The sequence below is a fragment of the Actinomadura sp. WAC 06369 genome (assembly GCF_003947565.1).
Taxonomy (GTDB): Bacteria; Actinomycetota; Actinomycetes; order Streptosporangiales; family Streptosporangiaceae; genus Spirillospora; species Spirillospora rifamycini.
The window spans coordinates 25673-41696 of the sequence record NZ_QHJN01000060.1; the positions used below are offsets into that span (position 1 = coordinate 25673).

At 74.6% G+C, this 16024-nt stretch carries 15 protein-coding genes; 7 read left to right on the forward strand and 8 right to left on the reverse strand.

From position 1 onward, the window contains the following. Positions 1-4 precede the first annotated feature (4 nt). The 5 genes from DMH08_RS18105 (at position 5) to DMH08_RS18125 (ending at position 4560) form a co-directional block, all read left to right on the forward strand. The gene (locus DMH08_RS18105) at positions 5-1303 is read left to right on the forward strand and encodes a sensor histidine kinase (protein WP_125616144.1); all 1299 of its coding nucleotides are present in this window, start codon (positions 5-7) and stop codon (positions 1301-1303) included. Beyond that, positions 1300-1965 carry a response regulator gene (locus tag DMH08_RS18110; RefSeq protein ID WP_125616147.1) on the forward strand — a complete coding sequence of 222 codons (666 nt, stop codon included), beginning with the start codon at positions 1300-1302 and terminating at the stop codon, positions 1963-1965. The genes DMH08_RS18105 and DMH08_RS18110 overlap by 4 nt, the downstream gene beginning before the upstream one ends. Positions 1966-2008: 43 nt before the next feature. Further along, positions 2009-2713: a response regulator gene (locus DMH08_RS18115; protein ID WP_442778642.1), complete on the forward strand. Its 705-nt coding sequence runs from the start codon at positions 2009-2011 to the stop codon at positions 2711-2713. A 309-nt stretch (positions 2714-3022) separates the two neighbouring features. Next, a complete protein-coding gene (locus DMH08_RS18120; protein WP_125616150.1) occupies positions 3023-3613 on the forward strand; it encodes a DUF6230 family protein in 591 nt (196 codons plus the stop codon). 5 nt (positions 3614-3618) lie between these two features. Continuing rightward, a complete protein-coding gene (locus tag DMH08_RS18125; RefSeq protein ID WP_125616153.1) occupies positions 3619-4560 on the forward strand; it encodes a DUF6114 domain-containing protein in 942 nt (313 codons plus the stop codon). Here DMH08_RS18125 and DMH08_RS41665 read toward each other — a convergent pair. From DMH08_RS41665 to DMH08_RS18140, 4 genes are read right to left on the reverse strand one after another with little or no spacing between them, the layout of a single operon-like run. Further along, positions 4467-4808 (reverse strand): hypothetical protein, encoded by a 342-nt coding sequence (locus tag DMH08_RS41665; protein WP_158642340.1) that lies wholly within the window; start codon positions 4806-4808, stop codon positions 4467-4469. The two genes, DMH08_RS18125 and DMH08_RS41665, sit on opposite strands and share 94 nt — an antisense overlap. Continuing rightward, positions 4805-5884 (reverse strand): serine/threonine-protein kinase, encoded by a 1080-nt coding sequence (locus tag DMH08_RS18130; protein ID WP_125616156.1) that lies wholly within the window; start codon positions 5882-5884, stop codon positions 4805-4807. Before DMH08_RS18130 ends, DMH08_RS41665 begins: the two co-directional genes overlap by 4 nt. Positions 5885-5906: 22 nt before the next feature. Continuing rightward, entirely contained in the window at positions 5907-7694 is a 1788-nt protein-coding gene (locus DMH08_RS42395) for a serine/threonine-protein kinase (RefSeq protein WP_267898556.1), read from the reverse strand. Positions 7695-7697: 3 nt separating this feature from the next. Beyond that, the gene (locus DMH08_RS18140; protein ID WP_084551061.1) at positions 7698-9536 is read right to left on the reverse strand and encodes a serine/threonine-protein kinase; all 1839 of its coding nucleotides are present in this window, start codon (positions 9534-9536) and stop codon (positions 7698-7700) included. A gap of 308 nt (positions 9537-9844) precedes the next feature. On the opposite strand from DMH08_RS18140, the gene lysX reads away from it, so the two are divergent. Continuing rightward, positions 9845-13075, forward strand: coding sequence for a bifunctional lysylphosphatidylglycerol synthetase/lysine--tRNA ligase LysX (lysX, locus tag DMH08_RS18145; protein ID WP_233617663.1), 3231 nt, complete (start codon positions 9845-9847; stop codon positions 13073-13075). 42 nt (positions 13076-13117) lie between these two features. Further along, positions 13118-13636 carry a GNAT family N-acetyltransferase gene (locus tag DMH08_RS18150; RefSeq protein WP_125616159.1) on the forward strand — a complete coding sequence of 173 codons (519 nt, stop codon included), beginning with the start codon at positions 13118-13120 and terminating at the stop codon, positions 13634-13636. 4 nt (positions 13637-13640) lie between these two features. On the opposite strand, the gene DMH08_RS18155 is transcribed toward DMH08_RS18150, so the two are convergent. The 4 genes from DMH08_RS18155 to DMH08_RS40195 form a co-directional block, all read right to left on the reverse strand. Next, positions 13641-14180 (reverse strand): hypothetical protein, encoded by a 540-nt coding sequence (locus DMH08_RS18155; RefSeq protein WP_125616162.1) that lies wholly within the window; start codon positions 14178-14180, stop codon positions 13641-13643. A 50-nt stretch (positions 14181-14230) separates the two neighbouring features. Beyond that, positions 14231-14611: a hypothetical protein gene (locus DMH08_RS18160; RefSeq protein ID WP_125616165.1), complete on the reverse strand. Its 381-nt coding sequence runs from the start codon at positions 14609-14611 to the stop codon at positions 14231-14233. A gap of 40 nt (positions 14612-14651) precedes the next feature. Beyond that, positions 14652-15740 carry a winged helix DNA-binding domain-containing protein gene (locus DMH08_RS18165; protein WP_125616168.1) on the reverse strand — a complete coding sequence of 363 codons (1089 nt, stop codon included), beginning with the start codon at positions 15738-15740 and terminating at the stop codon, positions 14652-14654. A 61-nt stretch (positions 15741-15801) separates the two neighbouring features. Continuing rightward, positions 15802-16024, reverse strand: a 223-nt coding sequence (locus DMH08_RS40195) for a hypothetical protein (protein WP_158642341.1), incomplete at its 5' end; no start/stop codon positions are given.

The window sequence follows — 16024 nt, forward strand, 5'->3', positions numbered from 1 at the left end:
AGGCATGAGCACTCAGCCGCACGCGCCGGTTCGGGGGCAGTGGCCGCGGCCGAGCGGGTGGCCGGTGTGGATCGTGCCCCTGTTCCTGGCGTTCTTCCAGGTCGCGGGGTCGATCGGGGCGCAGCACGGGCCGTCGGACGGGACGCGGGACGGCGGCCCGTGGAGCGACCAGGGGCCGCCCTGGGCGGACGGCTCGATGGACATCGGCAGCACGCCGCTCGACCCGCTCGGGTTCGCGCTGCTCGTCGGCGGGCCCGCGCTGCTGCTGTTCCGGCGGCGGTACCCGGTGTTCACGCTGGCGGCGGTCGGCGCGGTCACGGCCCTGTACTTCCTGCGCGCCCACACCTACGGGCCCGCGCCGACGGCGCTGGGCGTGGCGGCGTTCGGCGCGGTCATGGCGGGGCACCGGCGCGCCGCGTGGGCGGGGACGGCGGTCGGGCTGGCCGGGTTCTTCACGCTCACCGCGCTCATCGGCGTCCCGCTCGCGGAGCGCGGCGCGCCCGGCCCGGTGTTCCCGGTGGAGGAGCCGACCGCCGGCGGCATGACGATCTTCGTCGGGTGGGCGCTGGTGGTGCTGATCGGCGGCGAGCTGGTGCGGATGCGCGCGCAGCGGGCGGCCGAGAGCGCGCGGACGCGCGCCGAGGAGGAGCGCCGGCAGGCGAGCGAGGAGCGGCTGCGGATGGCGCGCGAGCTGCACGACGTGCTGGCCCACAACATTTCGATGATCAACGTGCAGGCGGGCGTCGCGCTGCACCTGATCGACGACGATCCGGGCCAGGCGCGGACGGCGCTCGCGGCGATCAAGGAGGCCAGCAAGGAGGCGCTGACCGAGATGCGGTCGGTGATCGGGGCGCTGCGGGCGCAGGGCGAGACGGCGCCGCGCTCGCCGACGGCCGGGCTCGACCGGCTGGACGAGCTGCTCGCGCGGGCCGAGTCGGCGGGGCTCACCGTCGACGCCGAGGTCACCGGCGACCGGGGCGCGCTGCACGCCGGGACGAGCCTGGCCGCGTTCCGGATCGTCCAGGAGGCCCTGACGAACGTGACGCGGCACGCGGGGCCCGGCCCGGTGACGGCGCGGGTCCGCATCGCCTACCGTGAGCAGGAGATCGAGGTGCGGGTCGAGGACGACGGGCGCGGGGTGTCGCTGCTGGACGACCGTCCGGCGGGCAGCGGCATCCGCGGGATGCGGGAGCGGGCCGCGGCGCTGGGCGGTACGTTCGAGGCGGGTCCGCGGCCGGGCGGCGGGTTCGCGGTCCGCGCCGCGCTGCCCCGCGACGCGCCGGACGAGAGGGACGCCCCGTGATCAAGGTGCTGCTGGCCGACGACCAGATCCTCGTCCGCGCCGGGTTCCGGGCGCTGCTGGACGCGCAGACCGACATCGAGGTCGTCGGCGAGGCGAGCGACGGCGAGGAGGCCGTCGCGCAGGCGAAGCGGCTGCGCCCCGACGTGATCCTCATGGACATCCGGATGCCCGGCCTCGACGGGCTCGCCGCCACGCGGCGGATCGCCGAGGACGAGCGGCTGGACGGCGTCCGCATCGTCATCCTGACCACGTTCGAGCTCGACGAGTACGTGTTCGAGGCGCTGCGCGGCGGCGCGAGCGGGTTCCTGGTGAAGGACACCGAGCCGGTGGAGCTGATCCACGCCGTGCGGGCGGTCGCGGCGGGCGACGCGCTGCTGTCGCCGAGCGTCACCCGGCGGCTGATCGCCGAGTTCGCGGCGCGCGCCAAGGAGCCGGCGCCGTCGCCGCACCTGAACGCGCTCACCGACCGGGAGCGCGAGGTCATGGCCCTCGTCGGTGAGGGGCTGACGAACGAGGAGATCGCCGCGCGGCTCGTCGTCAGTCCCGCGACGGCGAAGACGCACGTCAGCCGCACGATGGTGAAGCTCGGCGCGCGCGACCGGGCGCAGCTCGTCGTGTTCGCCTACGAGTCCGGGATCGTCAAGCCGGGCTGGCTGCCGTAAATTCTCACTTCCTGGAGATTGGCTGTCGCCCCACCGCGCCGACGTGGCAGGGTGGAGCGAGCAGGGATGGGAAGCGGAGGAGCCGCGCGGCGACGCCGTCAGCGAGCAAGGGAGTCCGGTGCCGAACGACACGAGGATCCTCGCCGTCGACGACCGCGAGGAGAACCTGACCGCGCTCGCGGCCGTGCTGGACGCGCTGCCCGTGGAGGTCGTGACGGTCACGTCCGGCCAGGCGGCGCTCAAGGAGCTCCTCGACGGCGAGTTCGCGCTGATCCTGCTCGACGTCGTGATGCCGGAGATGGACGGGTTCGAGACGGCCGCGCACATCAAGGGCCGGGCCCGCACCCGGGACGTCCCGATCATCTTCCTCACCGCGGCGGGCGACACCGGCGAGGTGGCGTTCCGCGGCTACTCGGCGGGCGCCGTCGACTTCCTGACCAAGCCGTTCGACCCGTGGCTGCTGCGCGCCAAGGTGTCGGTGTTCATCGAGCTGCACCGCCGCAACCTGGAGCTGCGGCGGCAGGCGGCGCTGCTGCAGCGGACCCTCGGGGAGGACGGCGAGGAGGCGTCGGCGCGCTGCGACCGGCTGGTCAAGGCCCTCGACGAGCGCCTCAGGCGGGTCGAGGACGACGTCGCGCACCTGCGGCCCGACGAGTCCGCGGCCGACGTGCCGGGCGCCCTCCACGACCTCGCCGACCACGTCGGCGAGCTCCGCCTCGCCCTCGACGCCTTCACCGCCGGCGGCTGACCCGCGCCGCCGCGACCGCGGCGCGCCTTCACGCCTTCGCGCCTTCACGCCTTCGCGCCTTCGTGCCGCCGCGCCCGGCGCCCTCAGTAATCACTTACTGTGACGGTCCGCGCGGGGGACCGAAATGCCCGCCGGGGCGGGCGATCCGCAAGATCACACAGGTCAGGGGCGATTTCGGTCATGACCGAATCTCTGGTTCCGGGGTTGTCGAAAGTAAGTACTTAGGAGTAACTTGCACTCTACGTCACGCCCGTGACCCCGATCACGCGGTGTGCGCACCCCCGCCGTCGACCCCCCGGGAGCAGTGCCATGTCCAAGTCCGCCGCGCCGCCCGGCCGCGTCCGCTGGAAGCGTTTCGCCGCCGTCGCCGCCCCCGCCGCGATCGGCGCGGGCGCGATGGTGTTCATGACCGCCCAGGGCTCCGTCGCGTCGTCCTTCGCCGTCTCCGGCGGCAGCTTCAAGGTCAGCGCCGACCGCCTCGTCGGGACCGGGTTCGTGCAGTACGGCGGCGTGGACAAGGACGGCAAGGGCGGCGATCACCCGGTGCAGGTGTCCGGCATCAGGAACGCGAAGATCTCGAACATGTGCCAGTCGGTGAAGGTCGGGCCGTTCACGCTGCGGCTGACGGCCGGGACGGGCGACACGCCGGTCGAGGCGACGGACCTGGTGCTGGACGTCGCGCAGCTCGACGCGGACGCGACGTTCTCCAACATCGAGATCGGGCGGGACGCGAGCACGCTCGACAAGGGCCCGTCCGGCTCGACGGGCGCGGCCGGCATGTTCGGGCAGCAGGCCGACCGCATCGAGCTGCGGAACGTCCGGCAGACGGCGTGGGCGACCACCGCCGGGACGTTCAAGCTCAGCGACCTGCACATGACGCTCGGCGACGAGTGCTTCTGAGCGCCGTGAACGCCTCCGCACCGCACGGGTTCCGCCGTTGGCGGCGGACGCGCCCCTTCTGGGGCGGTCTGCTCGCCGTCCTCGGCGGCGTCGAGCTCATCACCGTCCCGCTGGCGCCGATGCCGATCACCGTCCACCAGGGCATGGCCGGGGTCGCGAGCTGGCTGATCGGCGCGCTGCTGGTGACCGCGGGCGCGCTGCTGTGGTTCCAGCCCGCCCAGCGGTCGTTCTTCGGCGTGCTGGCCGTGCTGCTGGCCCTCGCGTCGTTCCTGACCTCGAACTTCGGCGGCTTCTTCGCGGGCCTGCTGCTGGGCGTGCTCGGCGGCGCCCTCGGGTTCGCGTGGACGCCCGCGCCGGAGTCGCCGCCGGTCCGGGACGCGACGGGCGCGTGGGACGTCCCGCGCGGCGGGCGGCTCACGGCGCTCGCCGTCCCGCTGGCGCTGCCCGCCTTCCTGGGCGCGCACCTCCCCGCCCCCGCGCCCACCCCGCCGCCGCAGGCCGCCGCCGCGCCCGCGCCCGCGCCCGCGAAGGACGCGGGGGCGGGGCCGCGGGTCTACCTCGGGGCGGCGGCGCTGCGCGCGACCTCCCTGACGATGACGGGCCTCAGCTACGACGGCGTCGCGCGGCTGCCGTCGGCCGGCGGGACGGTCGAGGCGCTCAAGTTCTCGATGTCGAAGGCCGTGCTGAAGGACGTCGACCAGGTCGCCGGACGCGGCGGCGCCGCGTCCCGCACGACGACCGGCAGCCTGGCGCTGGACGGCCACGTCGTCATGTACACGACGAAGATGTCGGCGAAGCTGCTCGGCGTGCCGGTGACGTTCACGCCCGCGCATCCGCCGCCGCTGACGCTGCCTCACATGGTGATGACGGACGTGGTGTCGGAGCGGCCGTCCGTGCGGGCGGACGGCGCCGCGATCGACGGGCTCGGCATCTCCGCGCGCGCCTGATCCAGGGCGCCCGTCCCCATCCGGTCGCGGAGGATGAGCGCCCCGGCGATCACGGCCGCGACCACCAGGATCGCCGCGACCGTCACGATGATGATCGTCTTGCGGCGCTCGCGGGCCTTCGGGGTGCTGCGGGACGGCCGCGACACCGGCGGGGGCGGCTGCTGCTGCCAGTTCGACTGCGGCAGGCCCCAGGGCGGCGCCGACTGCCGCGGCGACGGCGCCGGCGGCGGCGCGGGCGGCGGCGTCACCGACGGGCGCGGCTGCGACGTCGACGGCGACGGCCGCTGCGCGGACGGCGACGGCTGCGGCGGCGGGGGCGCCCACTCGGTCTCCACGAGGGTGCGCGGCTCGCCGCGCCGGTCGTCGTCGGTCTCGGTGGCCTCGGGGTCGTGCGGGTCGAGGACCCGCGGGTCCAGGATGGTCTCGGCGGCGTCCTCCCGCGTCTCGTCGTCCACCGGGCGGGACACCGGGTTCGGCGCCGGACCGGGCGCGGGCCGGGCGGCCGGGGCTCCGGCATCGTCGCGACCTGGGTGAGCAGCGGCTGCGCCTGCGCGGCGGTCATCCGGACGCGGGGCTCGCGCGCCAGCAGCCCTTCCAGGACGCGCGCGAGCGGCCCGGCGTTGCGGGCGGGCGGGACGGGCTCGGTCAGCGCGGCCTGCAGGGACGCCATCGCGTCGGGGCGCTCGTACGGGGAGCGGCCCTCGACGGCCGCGTAGATGGTGGCGCCGAGGCCCCACAGGTCGGAGGCGGGGACGGCCCGCTCCCCCGCCGCCCGCTCGGGCGGGATGTAGGCGGGCGACCCCATGACGAGACCGGTCTGGGTGAGGGTCGAGTCGCCCTCCATCTGCGCGATGCCGAAGTCGGTGAGGACGACGCGTCCGGTGGCGGTGATCAGCACGTTGCTGGGCTTCACGTCGCGGTGCAGGATGCCCTTCTCGTGGGCGTGCCGGAGCGCACCGAGCATCTGCAGGCCGATCTCGGCGATGCGGCGGTGGCCGACCGGGCCGCGCTCCAGCAGGTCCTGGAGGGACGGCGCGGTGACGAGTTCCATGACGATCCAGGGGCGCCCGGCCTCCTCGACGACGTCGTGGACGGTGACGACGCCGGGGTGGTTGAGCCGCGCGGACGCCCGCGCCTCGCGCAGCGTCCGCTCGTACAGGACGGCGTGCTCGGACTCGGTCAGGCCCGGCGGGAGCTCGACTTCCTTGACCGCCACCTCGCGGTCGAGCATCGTGTCGTGGGCGCGCCAGACGGTGCCCATGCCGCCGCGCCCGACCACCGAGTCGAGCCGGTAGCGGTTGCCGAGCAGCCGTCCCTGTGCCATGTCGTCAAGGTCCCCCCGTCGTTCATCCCACCCCCGTGGGACGGAACGTGTCGAGGACATTGTTCACGAGAGTCGTGTTCGCGTTCCACCGGGAGGCCGGAAGCGCGACCACGATCGCATACGACCGGCCGTCGATGACGACCCCGCGGTCGCGGGCGCGGGTGGTCTCGCCGGCGCGGATCCAGGTGAACTCGATGTCGGCGGCGGGGTGCCCGGCGACCGTGCTGCGGGTGAGGGACACCCGCTCGTAGGCGCGCAGGTTGCCGTCGGCGATGGCCTGCTGCTCCCAGACCTCCCAGTGCCGGTAGGGCTCGCCGTGCCACGGCGTGGGGTCGACCTGGACGTACCCGCCGGTCGCGGGGTCGTTCCACACGATGCCGCGGCCCTGCTCGTTGCGGACCCAGGTCTGCGGGACGCCGATCGTGTAGCCGGGGCCCTTCTCGCGCTTGAAGTTCGGCGGGATCACGGCCGGGGCGGGCGTGCTCGGGTACGCCTCGACCTGCGTGGACGGGCCGTCCAGCGGTCCGTTCGGCTGTCCCGCGGCGGGCGTCCCCGGTGCGCCGGACGCGTCGCCGGACGCCTGCCCCCGCGGCCGCTCCTGGCCGGTTCCGGCCCCGGCGGCGGACTCGCCGCCGTCCGGCCGCAGGAGGAACGCGCCGACGGCGACGACGGCCGCCACGGCGAGGGCGCCCGCGATGACCAGCGGTGTCCGCGCCCGGCCGCCGGCCCGCTTCCGGGCCGGCCCCGTGACGTGCGGGTCCGGGTGCGGGGGCGCGGTCGGGGCGTCGGGGAACCCGATCGTCCCGGTGCCGCCGGGCGGGTCGGGGACGGGGATCGGAGCGGGGATCGGCGCAGGGAGCGGGGCGGGGACCGGCGCGGAATCCACGGCCGTCGCGGCGCCCGTGCGCCCGGCCGCCGCGCGGCTCGCCGCCGTGCCGTCGAGCGCCGTGCCGTCGAGCGCCGTCCCGTCGGAGGCGGGCGCGGCGAGGGACGCGGCGCGGCCGTCCGCGACCGCCGCGAGCGCCTCCTCGGCCTGCTGCGCGCCCGTCCGGGCGGCCGGGTCGCGTTCGAGGAGCCCCATGAGGACGGGCGCGAGGGGGCCCGCGTTGCGCGGCGGCGGCGCGTCCAGCGTCATCACGGCCGCGAGGACGGCCATGGCGTCGCTGCGGTGGTGCGGGGCCTTGCCCTCGCACGCGGCATAGAGGGTGGCGCCGAGCGCCCACAGGTCGGACGCGGGGAGGGCGGCGTCGCCCTTGACCCGCTCGGGCGACATGTAGGCGGGCGACCCCATGACCATGCCGGTGCCGGTGAGGGTGGCGTCCCCGGCGACCTGCGCGATGCCGAAGTCGGTGAGGACGGCCCGGTCGTCGCCGGTGACGAGGACGTTCGCGGGCTTGACGTCGCGGTGCAGGACGCCGATGGCGTGCGCGGCGCGCAGCGCGCCGATGACCTGCCGGCCGATCGCGGCGACGCGGGCCGGGGCGAGCGGCCCGTCCTCGTCGATGATGTCCTGCAGCGACCGCCCCCGGACGAGTTCCATGACGATCCACGGGCGGCCGTCCTCGTCGACGACGTCGTGGACGGTGACGACACCGGGGTGGCCGAGCCGCGCGGACGCCCGCGCCTCGCGCAGCGTCCGCCGGTGCCGGTTCTCGCGCTCGTCGTCGGCGAGGCCGTTCGGCAGCACGACCTCCTTGACGGCGACCTCCCGGTCGAGGGTCTCGTCGGCGGCCCGCCAGACGGTGCCCATGCCGCCGCGCCCCACGACCGAGAGCAGCCGGTACCGCCCGGCCAGCAAGCGTCCCGCCACGTATCAGTCCTCCGCCGGGGTGAACGACCGGTAGACGGGCTGCAGTTCGGCGAACAGCCGGCCCCAGCCGTCGTGCGGGGCGCTCAGCAGGATGGCGTAGCCGTGGTCGTTCGCGACGAACCCGCGGTTGAGGATGTGCATGCGGGTGCCGCCCTTGCCGTCGTAGGTGAACTCCCAGTCGGCGGAGTCGTCGCCGTCGTCGGTGTCGGGGACGGGCGGCTGCTCGCCGGTCGGGGCCATCTTGAGCCGCTCGTACCCGGGCCAGCCGGAACCGCCGTTCTCCTGGTTCTGCCAGTCCTGGAGGGCGCTGTCGCCGGGGTTGTCCGTCTGGTCGATCTGGATGTAGGCGCTGCGGTCGGGCGAGTAGAAGAAGTCGCCGCCGCGCTTCGACTCGGGGCCGGTCCAGTCGTCGGGGACCTGGATGCTGTAGCCGCTGTCGTCCTCGTGGAGGCGGAAGCCGGCCGCGACGGTCGAACTCGGCGACGGGTCCGGCGTCTGCTCCGGCGTGCTCGTGGCGGGCACGGCGCCGCCGCCCGGGTTCGCCGCGCCGCTCTGCGTCGTGCTGGTCGCGCTCTCGTTGCGGGCGGGCTGCTCGTCGTCGCCGCTGCTCGCGAGCGCGATGCCGGTGACGACGAGGACGACGATCAGCACGACGACCGCGATGACGACCAGGTTCCGGTTCCCGGCGAGGCCCGTCCCGGACGGTCCGCCGCCGGACGTCCGGTTGCCGGGCAGCCGCGGCAGGCCGGGGATCCCCGCGAGCTTGGTCTCCGCCCCGCCGACGCCGCGCGTGTCGGGTTCGGCGCGCCACGGGTCGCGGGCCGTGTCGGCCGCGCCGCCGCCCTGCCCGCCGTCCGTCCCGCCCGGCCCGGCGTCGAAGCCGGACGCCGCGGCGGGCGCGGCCACGCGGGTCGCGTCGGGGGACGGGCCGCCGCGGGCGGGTTCCGGCGCGGTGCCGGCGGCCGGGGCGTCGACGGCCATCGTGTGCTGGGTGTCGATGGACTCCTGGCGGACGAGTTCGTCCAGCAGCGCCCCGGCCTCGATCGCGTCCATCCGCTGGTCGGGGTTCTTGCGCAGCAGGCCCTCGATGACCGGGATGAGGGGGCCGCCCTTGTCCGGCGGGTCGGGCTCCTCGGAGATGACGGCGACGAGCGCGGCCATCGGCTCGTTGCGCTCGAACGGCGACTTGCCGTGCACCATCGCGTACAGGGCGACGCCCAGCGACCACAGGTCGGACGCGGGCCCGGCCTTGCGGCCCCGCGCGCGCTCGGGGGCGATGTAGGCGGGGGAGCCCATGACCAGGCCGGTCTGGGTGAGGGTGGCGTCACCGGCGGCGATGGCGATGCCGAAGTCGGTGAGGACGGCCCGTTCGCCGGTCCGTCCGGTGCCGGTGATGAGCACGTTGCTGGGCTTGACGTCGCGGTGCAGGACGCCGGCCTGGTGCGCGGCGTGCAGCGCGGCGAGCATCTGCCGGCCGATCTCGGCGGCGCGCAGCGGGTCGAGGGGCCCCTCGCGTTTGATCACCTGGTCGAGGGAGCGCGACCGGATGAGCTCCATGATGATCCAGGGCCGCTCGTCCTCCTCCACGACGTCGTAGACGGTGACGACGCCGGGGTGGCCGAGGCGCGCGGCGGTGCGGGCCTCACGGAACGTGCGCTTGTGGTGGACGGCGCGTTCCTCATCGGTGAGACCATGCGGGAGGATGACCTCCTTCACCGCGACGTCACGACCGAGGACCTCATCGTGTGCCTGCCAGACCGTCCCCATGCCGCCTCGGCCGACTTGGGTCACCAGTCGGTAGCGGCGGGCGAGCAACCGCTCGCCGTTGGGCTCATTTGGCATATCCGCGACCATATCCACTTTTGCTGACAATCTTGGACCAAGCTTGCAAGCCACATCCCCCCACCCGTACGACGCCCGAGGCGGCGCCGGGGTTCGCGCACGGATGAGCAGGAGCGGGGAGGGTGACTGAGGTGTCACCGCCGACGAGACCGGACCAGGAAGAAGTCCCGGCACGGCCGCCGGGGAGACGCCCGGACCGGCGGCCGGACCGCCGGCCGGAGGCGGCGCCCGCCCAGGAGGCGGCGCCGGAACCGGCCGGGACCTGGCCGTCCGGTGAGTGGCGCCGCCTCGTCCAGGCCGCGCCGACGATCTTCTTCTGGTACACCCGACTCTCCGGGATCCTGTCACTGCTCGCCTGGATCTCCTATGGTCTCATCCTCGAGCTGGCCGACATCTGGGCCTTGCGGTGGATCGGCTACCTCGGCTGGTTCCCCAGCGTGCCCATCGGCCTCGTCTGGATCCTGCTGTCGATGGGCGTGCGGCGCCGCAAGAAAGCCGCCTGGCGCATCCTGCTGCTGGTGCTGTGCCTGCCCGCCGCCCTGCACGTCACCGCGTTCCTCGCGAAGCTGCTCGACCCCGGCCTGGACGTCCCGCCGGGCGTGGCCGTCGCGTCCGTCCTGTACCTCGCGGCGATCGCCCTGCTGGTGGCGGCGCGCGGCGAGTTCACCACCCTGCCGGACCGTGCCAACCGGCGCCTCGCCGCGCTCGTCTTCGCCACCCTCCTGGTCGTGACCTGCGGGATCGGCACCTGCCTGGTCACCGCGACCGACCGCGACGAGGGCGGCGGGTTCTGGACGCACCCCGTCTACGCGATCTCGCAGACCGTCCTCGGGCCGCGGGTCACCGGCGGGCCGATCGACATCTCCGTCGCGTTCTGGGTGGACGTCATCCTGTGGGTGCTCGGCACCGGCCTCATGCTCGCGACGTTCTGGGCGCTGTTCAAGCCGGGCCGCCGCGACCCCGTCCTCAGCCCGCAGGAGGAGCTGTCGGCGCGCGCGCTGCTCGCCGAGTACGGCGAGCAGGACTCCCTCGGCTACTTCGCGCTGCGCCGCGACAAGGACGTCATCGTCGCACCGAACGGCAAGGCCGCCATCGCCTACCGGGTGGAGGGCTCGGTCTCCCTCGCCAGCGGCGACCCGCTCGGCGACCCCGAGTCGTGGGACCAGGCGATCGACGCGTGGCTCGGCGAGTGCCGCGCGCACGCGTGGATCCCCGGCGCCGTCAGCGTCGGCGAGCGCGCCGCGCACATCTACCGGCGGCACGGCTTCGACGCCCTCGAACTCGGCGACGAGGCGATCATCGACCTGAGCGACTTCGGCCTGGACGGGCGCGAGATGCGGCAGGTCCGGCAGGCGGTGCGGCGGGTCGAGCGCGCCGGGTACACGGTCCGGATCCGGCGGCACGCGCAGATCCCCGACTGGGAGATGGCCGACCTCGCCCGCCGCGCCGACGACTGGCGCGGCGAGGAGACCGAGCGCGGGTTCTCGATGGCGCTCGGCCGGCTCGGCGACCCCACCGACGGGCGCTGCGTGATGGTGGAGGCGTTCGACGCGGACGGGAGGCTGCGCGGCCTGCTCAGCTTCGTCCCGTGGGGCCGCACCGGGCTGTCGCTCGACCTCATGCGCCGCGACCGGGCCGCCGAGAACGGCCTCAACGAGTTCATGGTCGCCAAGCTCGCGGAGAAGGCCGCGCTGGTCGGCGCGCAGCAGCTCTCGCTGAACTTCGCCATGCTGCGGTCGGCGTTCGAGCGCGGCTCGCAGATCGGCGCGGGCCCCGTCGCGCGCGGCTACTCCCGGCTGCTGTCCGTGGCGTCCCGGTTCTGGCAGCTCGAGTCGCTGTACCTGTCGAACGCCAAGTACATGCCGCACTGGCGCCCCCGCTTCATCTGCTACCTGCAGAGCCGCGACCTGATCCGCCTCGGCCTCGCGTACGCGCGCGCTGAGGGCTTCCTGCCGAGCCTCAACCGGCCCAAGCTCGACCGGGCGGCGGCGATGGTCCCGACCCTCGACCTCGTCGAGGCCGTCCGCAAGATCGAGGAGGACGCCGAGGCCGCGCGCGCGCCGCAGCGGCGCCTGTCGGAGCAGGAGCGGGTCCGGCACGCCAAGCTCGACCAGATCCGCGAAGCGGGCATGGACCCCTACGCGCTCGGCTTCGACCGCACCGACGTCGCCGCCGACGTCCGCGCCCGCTTCCCGGACCTGCCGCCGGACGGGCGCACCGGCGCGTCCGTCGCGATCGCCGGGCGTGTCGTGCTGTCCCGCGAGCACGGCCGCCTCATCTTCGTCACCCTGCGGGACGAGACCGGCGACCTCCAGGTCATGCTGACCGAGGACGCCCTCGGCGGCGAGTCCCTCGGCCGCTGGAAATCCCTCATCGACCTCGGCGACCAGGTCGGGGTGCGCGGCGAGGTCGTCGCGTCCCGGCGCGGCGAGCTGTCGGTGCTGGCCGCCGACTGGACGCTGACCGCCAAGTGCCTGCGCCCCCTCCCGAACAAGCGGTCCGGCCTGTCCGACCCGGAGGCACGCGTCCGGCAGCGGTACGTCGACTTCATCGTCAACGACGAGGCCCGCAGGATGCTGCGGATGCGCGGCGACGCCATCGCGGCCGTCCGCGACGGCCTGCGCGACCGCGGCTACCTGGAGGTCGAGACGCCGATGCTCCAGCCGGTGCACGGCGGCGCCACCGCCCGCCCGTTCGCCACCCGCATCAACGCCTACAACATGCAGCTCTACCTGCGGATCGCACCCGAGCTGTACCTGAAGCGGCTCCTCGTCGGCGGCGTCGGCCGCGTCTACGAACTGAACCGCAACTTCCGCAACGAGGGCGTGTCGAACCGGCACAACCCCGAGTTCACGATGCTGGAGGCGTACGAGCCCTACGGCGACTACGACACGATGGCCGAGCTGACCCGCTCCCTCGTCGTGGACGCCGCGAACGCCGCGCTCGGCACCACCGTCGTCGTCCGCGACGGCGTCGAGCACGACCTCGCCGCACCCTGGCGGGAGATCACCGTCTACGGCTCGGTGTCCGACGCCCTCGGCGAGGAGGTCACCCCCGGCACCCCGCGCGGCACCGTCCTCCGGTACGCCGAACGGCACGGGCTGAACTTCGACCCCGAGTGGGGGCAGGGCAAGCTCGTCCAGGAACTGTTCGAGGCGCTCGTCGAGGAACGCCTCGACGCGCCCACGTTCGTCCGCGACTACCCCGCGGAGACGTCCCCGCTGACCCGCCCGCACCGCGACGACCCGCGGCTCGCGGAGAAGTGGGACCTCATCGTGTTCGGGCTCGAACTCGGCACCGCCTACTCGGAGCTGATCGACCCGATCCTGCAGCGGCGGCGCCTCACCGAGCAGTCCCTCCAGGCCGCCGGCGGCGACCCCGAGGCGATGGAGCTGGACGAGGACTTCCTGCGGGCCCTCGAGTACGCGATGCCGCCCGCGGGCGGCATGGGCATGGGCATCGACCGGCTGCTGATCACCCTCACCGGCCGCACCATCCGCGAGACGATCCCGTTCCCGCTCGTCCGTCCGGGTTCGTGAGACCGGGGCCCGCGACCGCCGGGCCCCGGGCATGATGCGGCTATGGATGATCAACTGGCGCTGCGGCCCGTGGATGAGGAGGACCTGCCGATCCTGGAGTCCGTCACCCAGGACCCGCGGACGGTCGGCGAGCACGCCTGGTTCGGCTACTTCGAACCGGGGCGGTACCGGCGCGGCTGGGCGGAGAACCGGCTGATCGGCCCGGACGGCGGCACCCTGATGGTGGTGCGCGGCGCGGACCCCCTCGGGTTCGTGTCGTGGCGCCGCAAGACGACGTCGCCGACGTCGTACTGCTGGAACATGGGGATCGCCCTGCTACCGGAGGCGCGCGGCAAGGGCTACGGCACCGAGGCGCACCGGCTGCTCGCGCGGTACCTGTTCGCGCACACCACGGTCCACCGGATCGACGCGGACACCGAGACCGACAACATCGCCGAGCAGAAGGCGCTGAAACGGGCCGGGTTCACCCGGGAGGGCGTCATGCGCGGCTGCGTCTGGCGGGAGGGCGCCTGGCGCGACGGGGTGACCTACAGCCTGCTCCGCACCGACCCTCCGGTGTGACGTGTCAGAGCGTGCGCGGCGCCGGCCGGCGGCCCTGCTCGGCGAGCCACCGCCGGGCGGCGCCGCGCCGCGCGTCCTCGCCCTCCGGCGCCCCCAGCGGCGGGACGGGCGCCCAGCGGCCCGCGTCGCCGCCGCACTCCGCGTCGCCGGCGGCCTCCTCGGCGGGCAGGACGTCGCCGCGTTCGAGGTCGAGCAGCCAGGGCCCGCCCGCCGGGTCGGCGCCGAGCGCCGCGGCGACCGCGCCCAGGTCGGCCGGGAGCGGCGCCAGCCCGGGACCGGGCCCGTCGCCGAGCGCCGCCGCGAGCTCCGCGGCCAGCTCGGCGTCCCCCGGCCCGCCGCGCTCCCCCAGCTCGGCGAGGCACGCGCGGGCCCGCTCGTCCGCCCCGGGCACGCCCTCCGCCAGCGCCGCGACCAGCACGTCCCCCGCGTACTGCAGGACGGGCGCGAGCGGCCGCCCGGCCAGCACCGCGGCGCCCGCGGCGCCGTCGCCCCGCGCCACCGCCGCGCGCAGCACCGCCAGCGCGTCCTCGTCCCACCCGATCACACGGACATTTCTACATTCCGGCTACGACGCGGCGGAGGGGATCCCCGGAATCACCGGGGCCGCTTGTCCTCGACGTGGACGACCGTCAGCTCCTTGCCGTCCTGGTCGCGCTTGGAGCGCCCGAGCAGCCCGACGGCGAGGTCGCTCGGCTCGTCCCCGGCCTCCTCCGGCGCCACGTACGTGAGCACGTCGTTGTGGTGCCCGTACACGGCCCAGCCGGGCGCCGCGTCCAGGTCGATGGTGCCGAAGTCGCCCGCCGGGGTGCCCGCCTGGACGGGCCCGAACTCGCGCAGCAGCCCGGTCGCCTGCACGGCGAGGTCGTCCTCGGGGTCCATCAGGATGACGCAGGTGCCGTGCTCGAACAGCACCCAGGACTTGTGGTCGCCCGTGATGACGTCGCGCCACACCGCGACCAGCTCTTCCGTCGTCATGGGACGATCATGGCATTCGGGCCGTCCGGCGCCCATCGAATTATGCGGGCACCACCCGGACCTCGTGCGCGGACCCCGGGGCGGCGAAACCGAGCAGCCGCGCCGCCTCCTCCTCCACGGCCGGGCCCGCGGGCAGCGGCTCGAACGTCTCGATCGTCAGCGTCGCGCGCCCTTCCTTCTTGTCGTTGCGCAGGCTCCACACCGCGTGGACGCGGCCGTCGACCAGCAGCGTCGGCTTCGTGTCCGAACCGACGCAGACGACCTTGCGCCGCTCGTCCGCCATCACCCTCGTGCGGTCCGCGTACGCGAGCACCAGGTTGTCGAACTCGGGCAGGAACCGGACGGGCGCCGCGGCGTCCTCGACGAGCTCCCCGTCCGGGACGTCGAACAGCTCGACCCCGTTCTCGTCCCGGTACACCCGCAGCTCCGGACGGAGCCGCTCGAAGTCGACGTCCTTGCGCCGGAGGCCCGACCAGACCGCGAAGTCCCGCGCCGACGCGGGACCGAACGCCGCGAGGTAGCGGGTGACGAGCTCGTCCGCTCCCCGCTCCCGCAGCGGCTCGCCCGTCCAGTCCTCGGGGAGCGCCAACCGCATGGCGCCGAACGTGTTCCACGTCCCGCTCGGCGGCGGGTGCACCACGGACACGAGGGCGTGCAGCGACCAGCGGAGCGCGGCCGGGTCCCGGTCCGGCCACCGCTCGGCGAGCATCCGCGCGAGCTCCGGCCGGGTCAGCGTGCGCCCCGCGAGCACTCCGCGCGCCGCCGCGGCCAGCTCGTCCAGGTCCCACCCGGCGGCGACGCGCCCGAACCCCGCCCGCCACGCGCGCAGGGCGATCGGCTGCAGCAGCGGCTTCAGCCAGTGGAAGTCGGGCGTCGCCGCCATGTGCTGGGTGCCCCGCAGCAGCGACGAGCGGACGATCGCCCGCTCGTGCAGCAGGCCGGTGAGGACGTCCTGGTGGAAGCCTTCGAGCCGGTTCCAGAGCCCGACGTACGGGGCGTTCGGCTCCTGCGCCTGCACGGCCACGAGCCGCTCGACCGCCTCCTGCGCCGCCATCCCGGACCGTTCGAGGAGGAGCTGGCGGTGCAGCGTCGTCCGGTTGAGGGTCCGCCGGTCGAGAGTGCGCGGCATACCGATACCTCCAGAATGAAGCGTTCCGTTCCATGATATCCGAACGGAACGCTTCATTCCCCTACGCCGACTCCTCCCGGAACGCCTCCACCGCGTACCGCAGCCGCGCCCCCACCAGCAGCGCCTCGTCCTCCGGACACCCCAGCAGCCGCCCCACCAGCTCGATGAGCTGGTCGTCGCTCAACTCCGGCTCCCGCCCCGCGACATGCCTGATGATCTCGAGCAGCTCGGGCCGCTTGTACGTCGCGATCGACCGCCCCCGCCGCACCCGAGGCCCCCCGTCC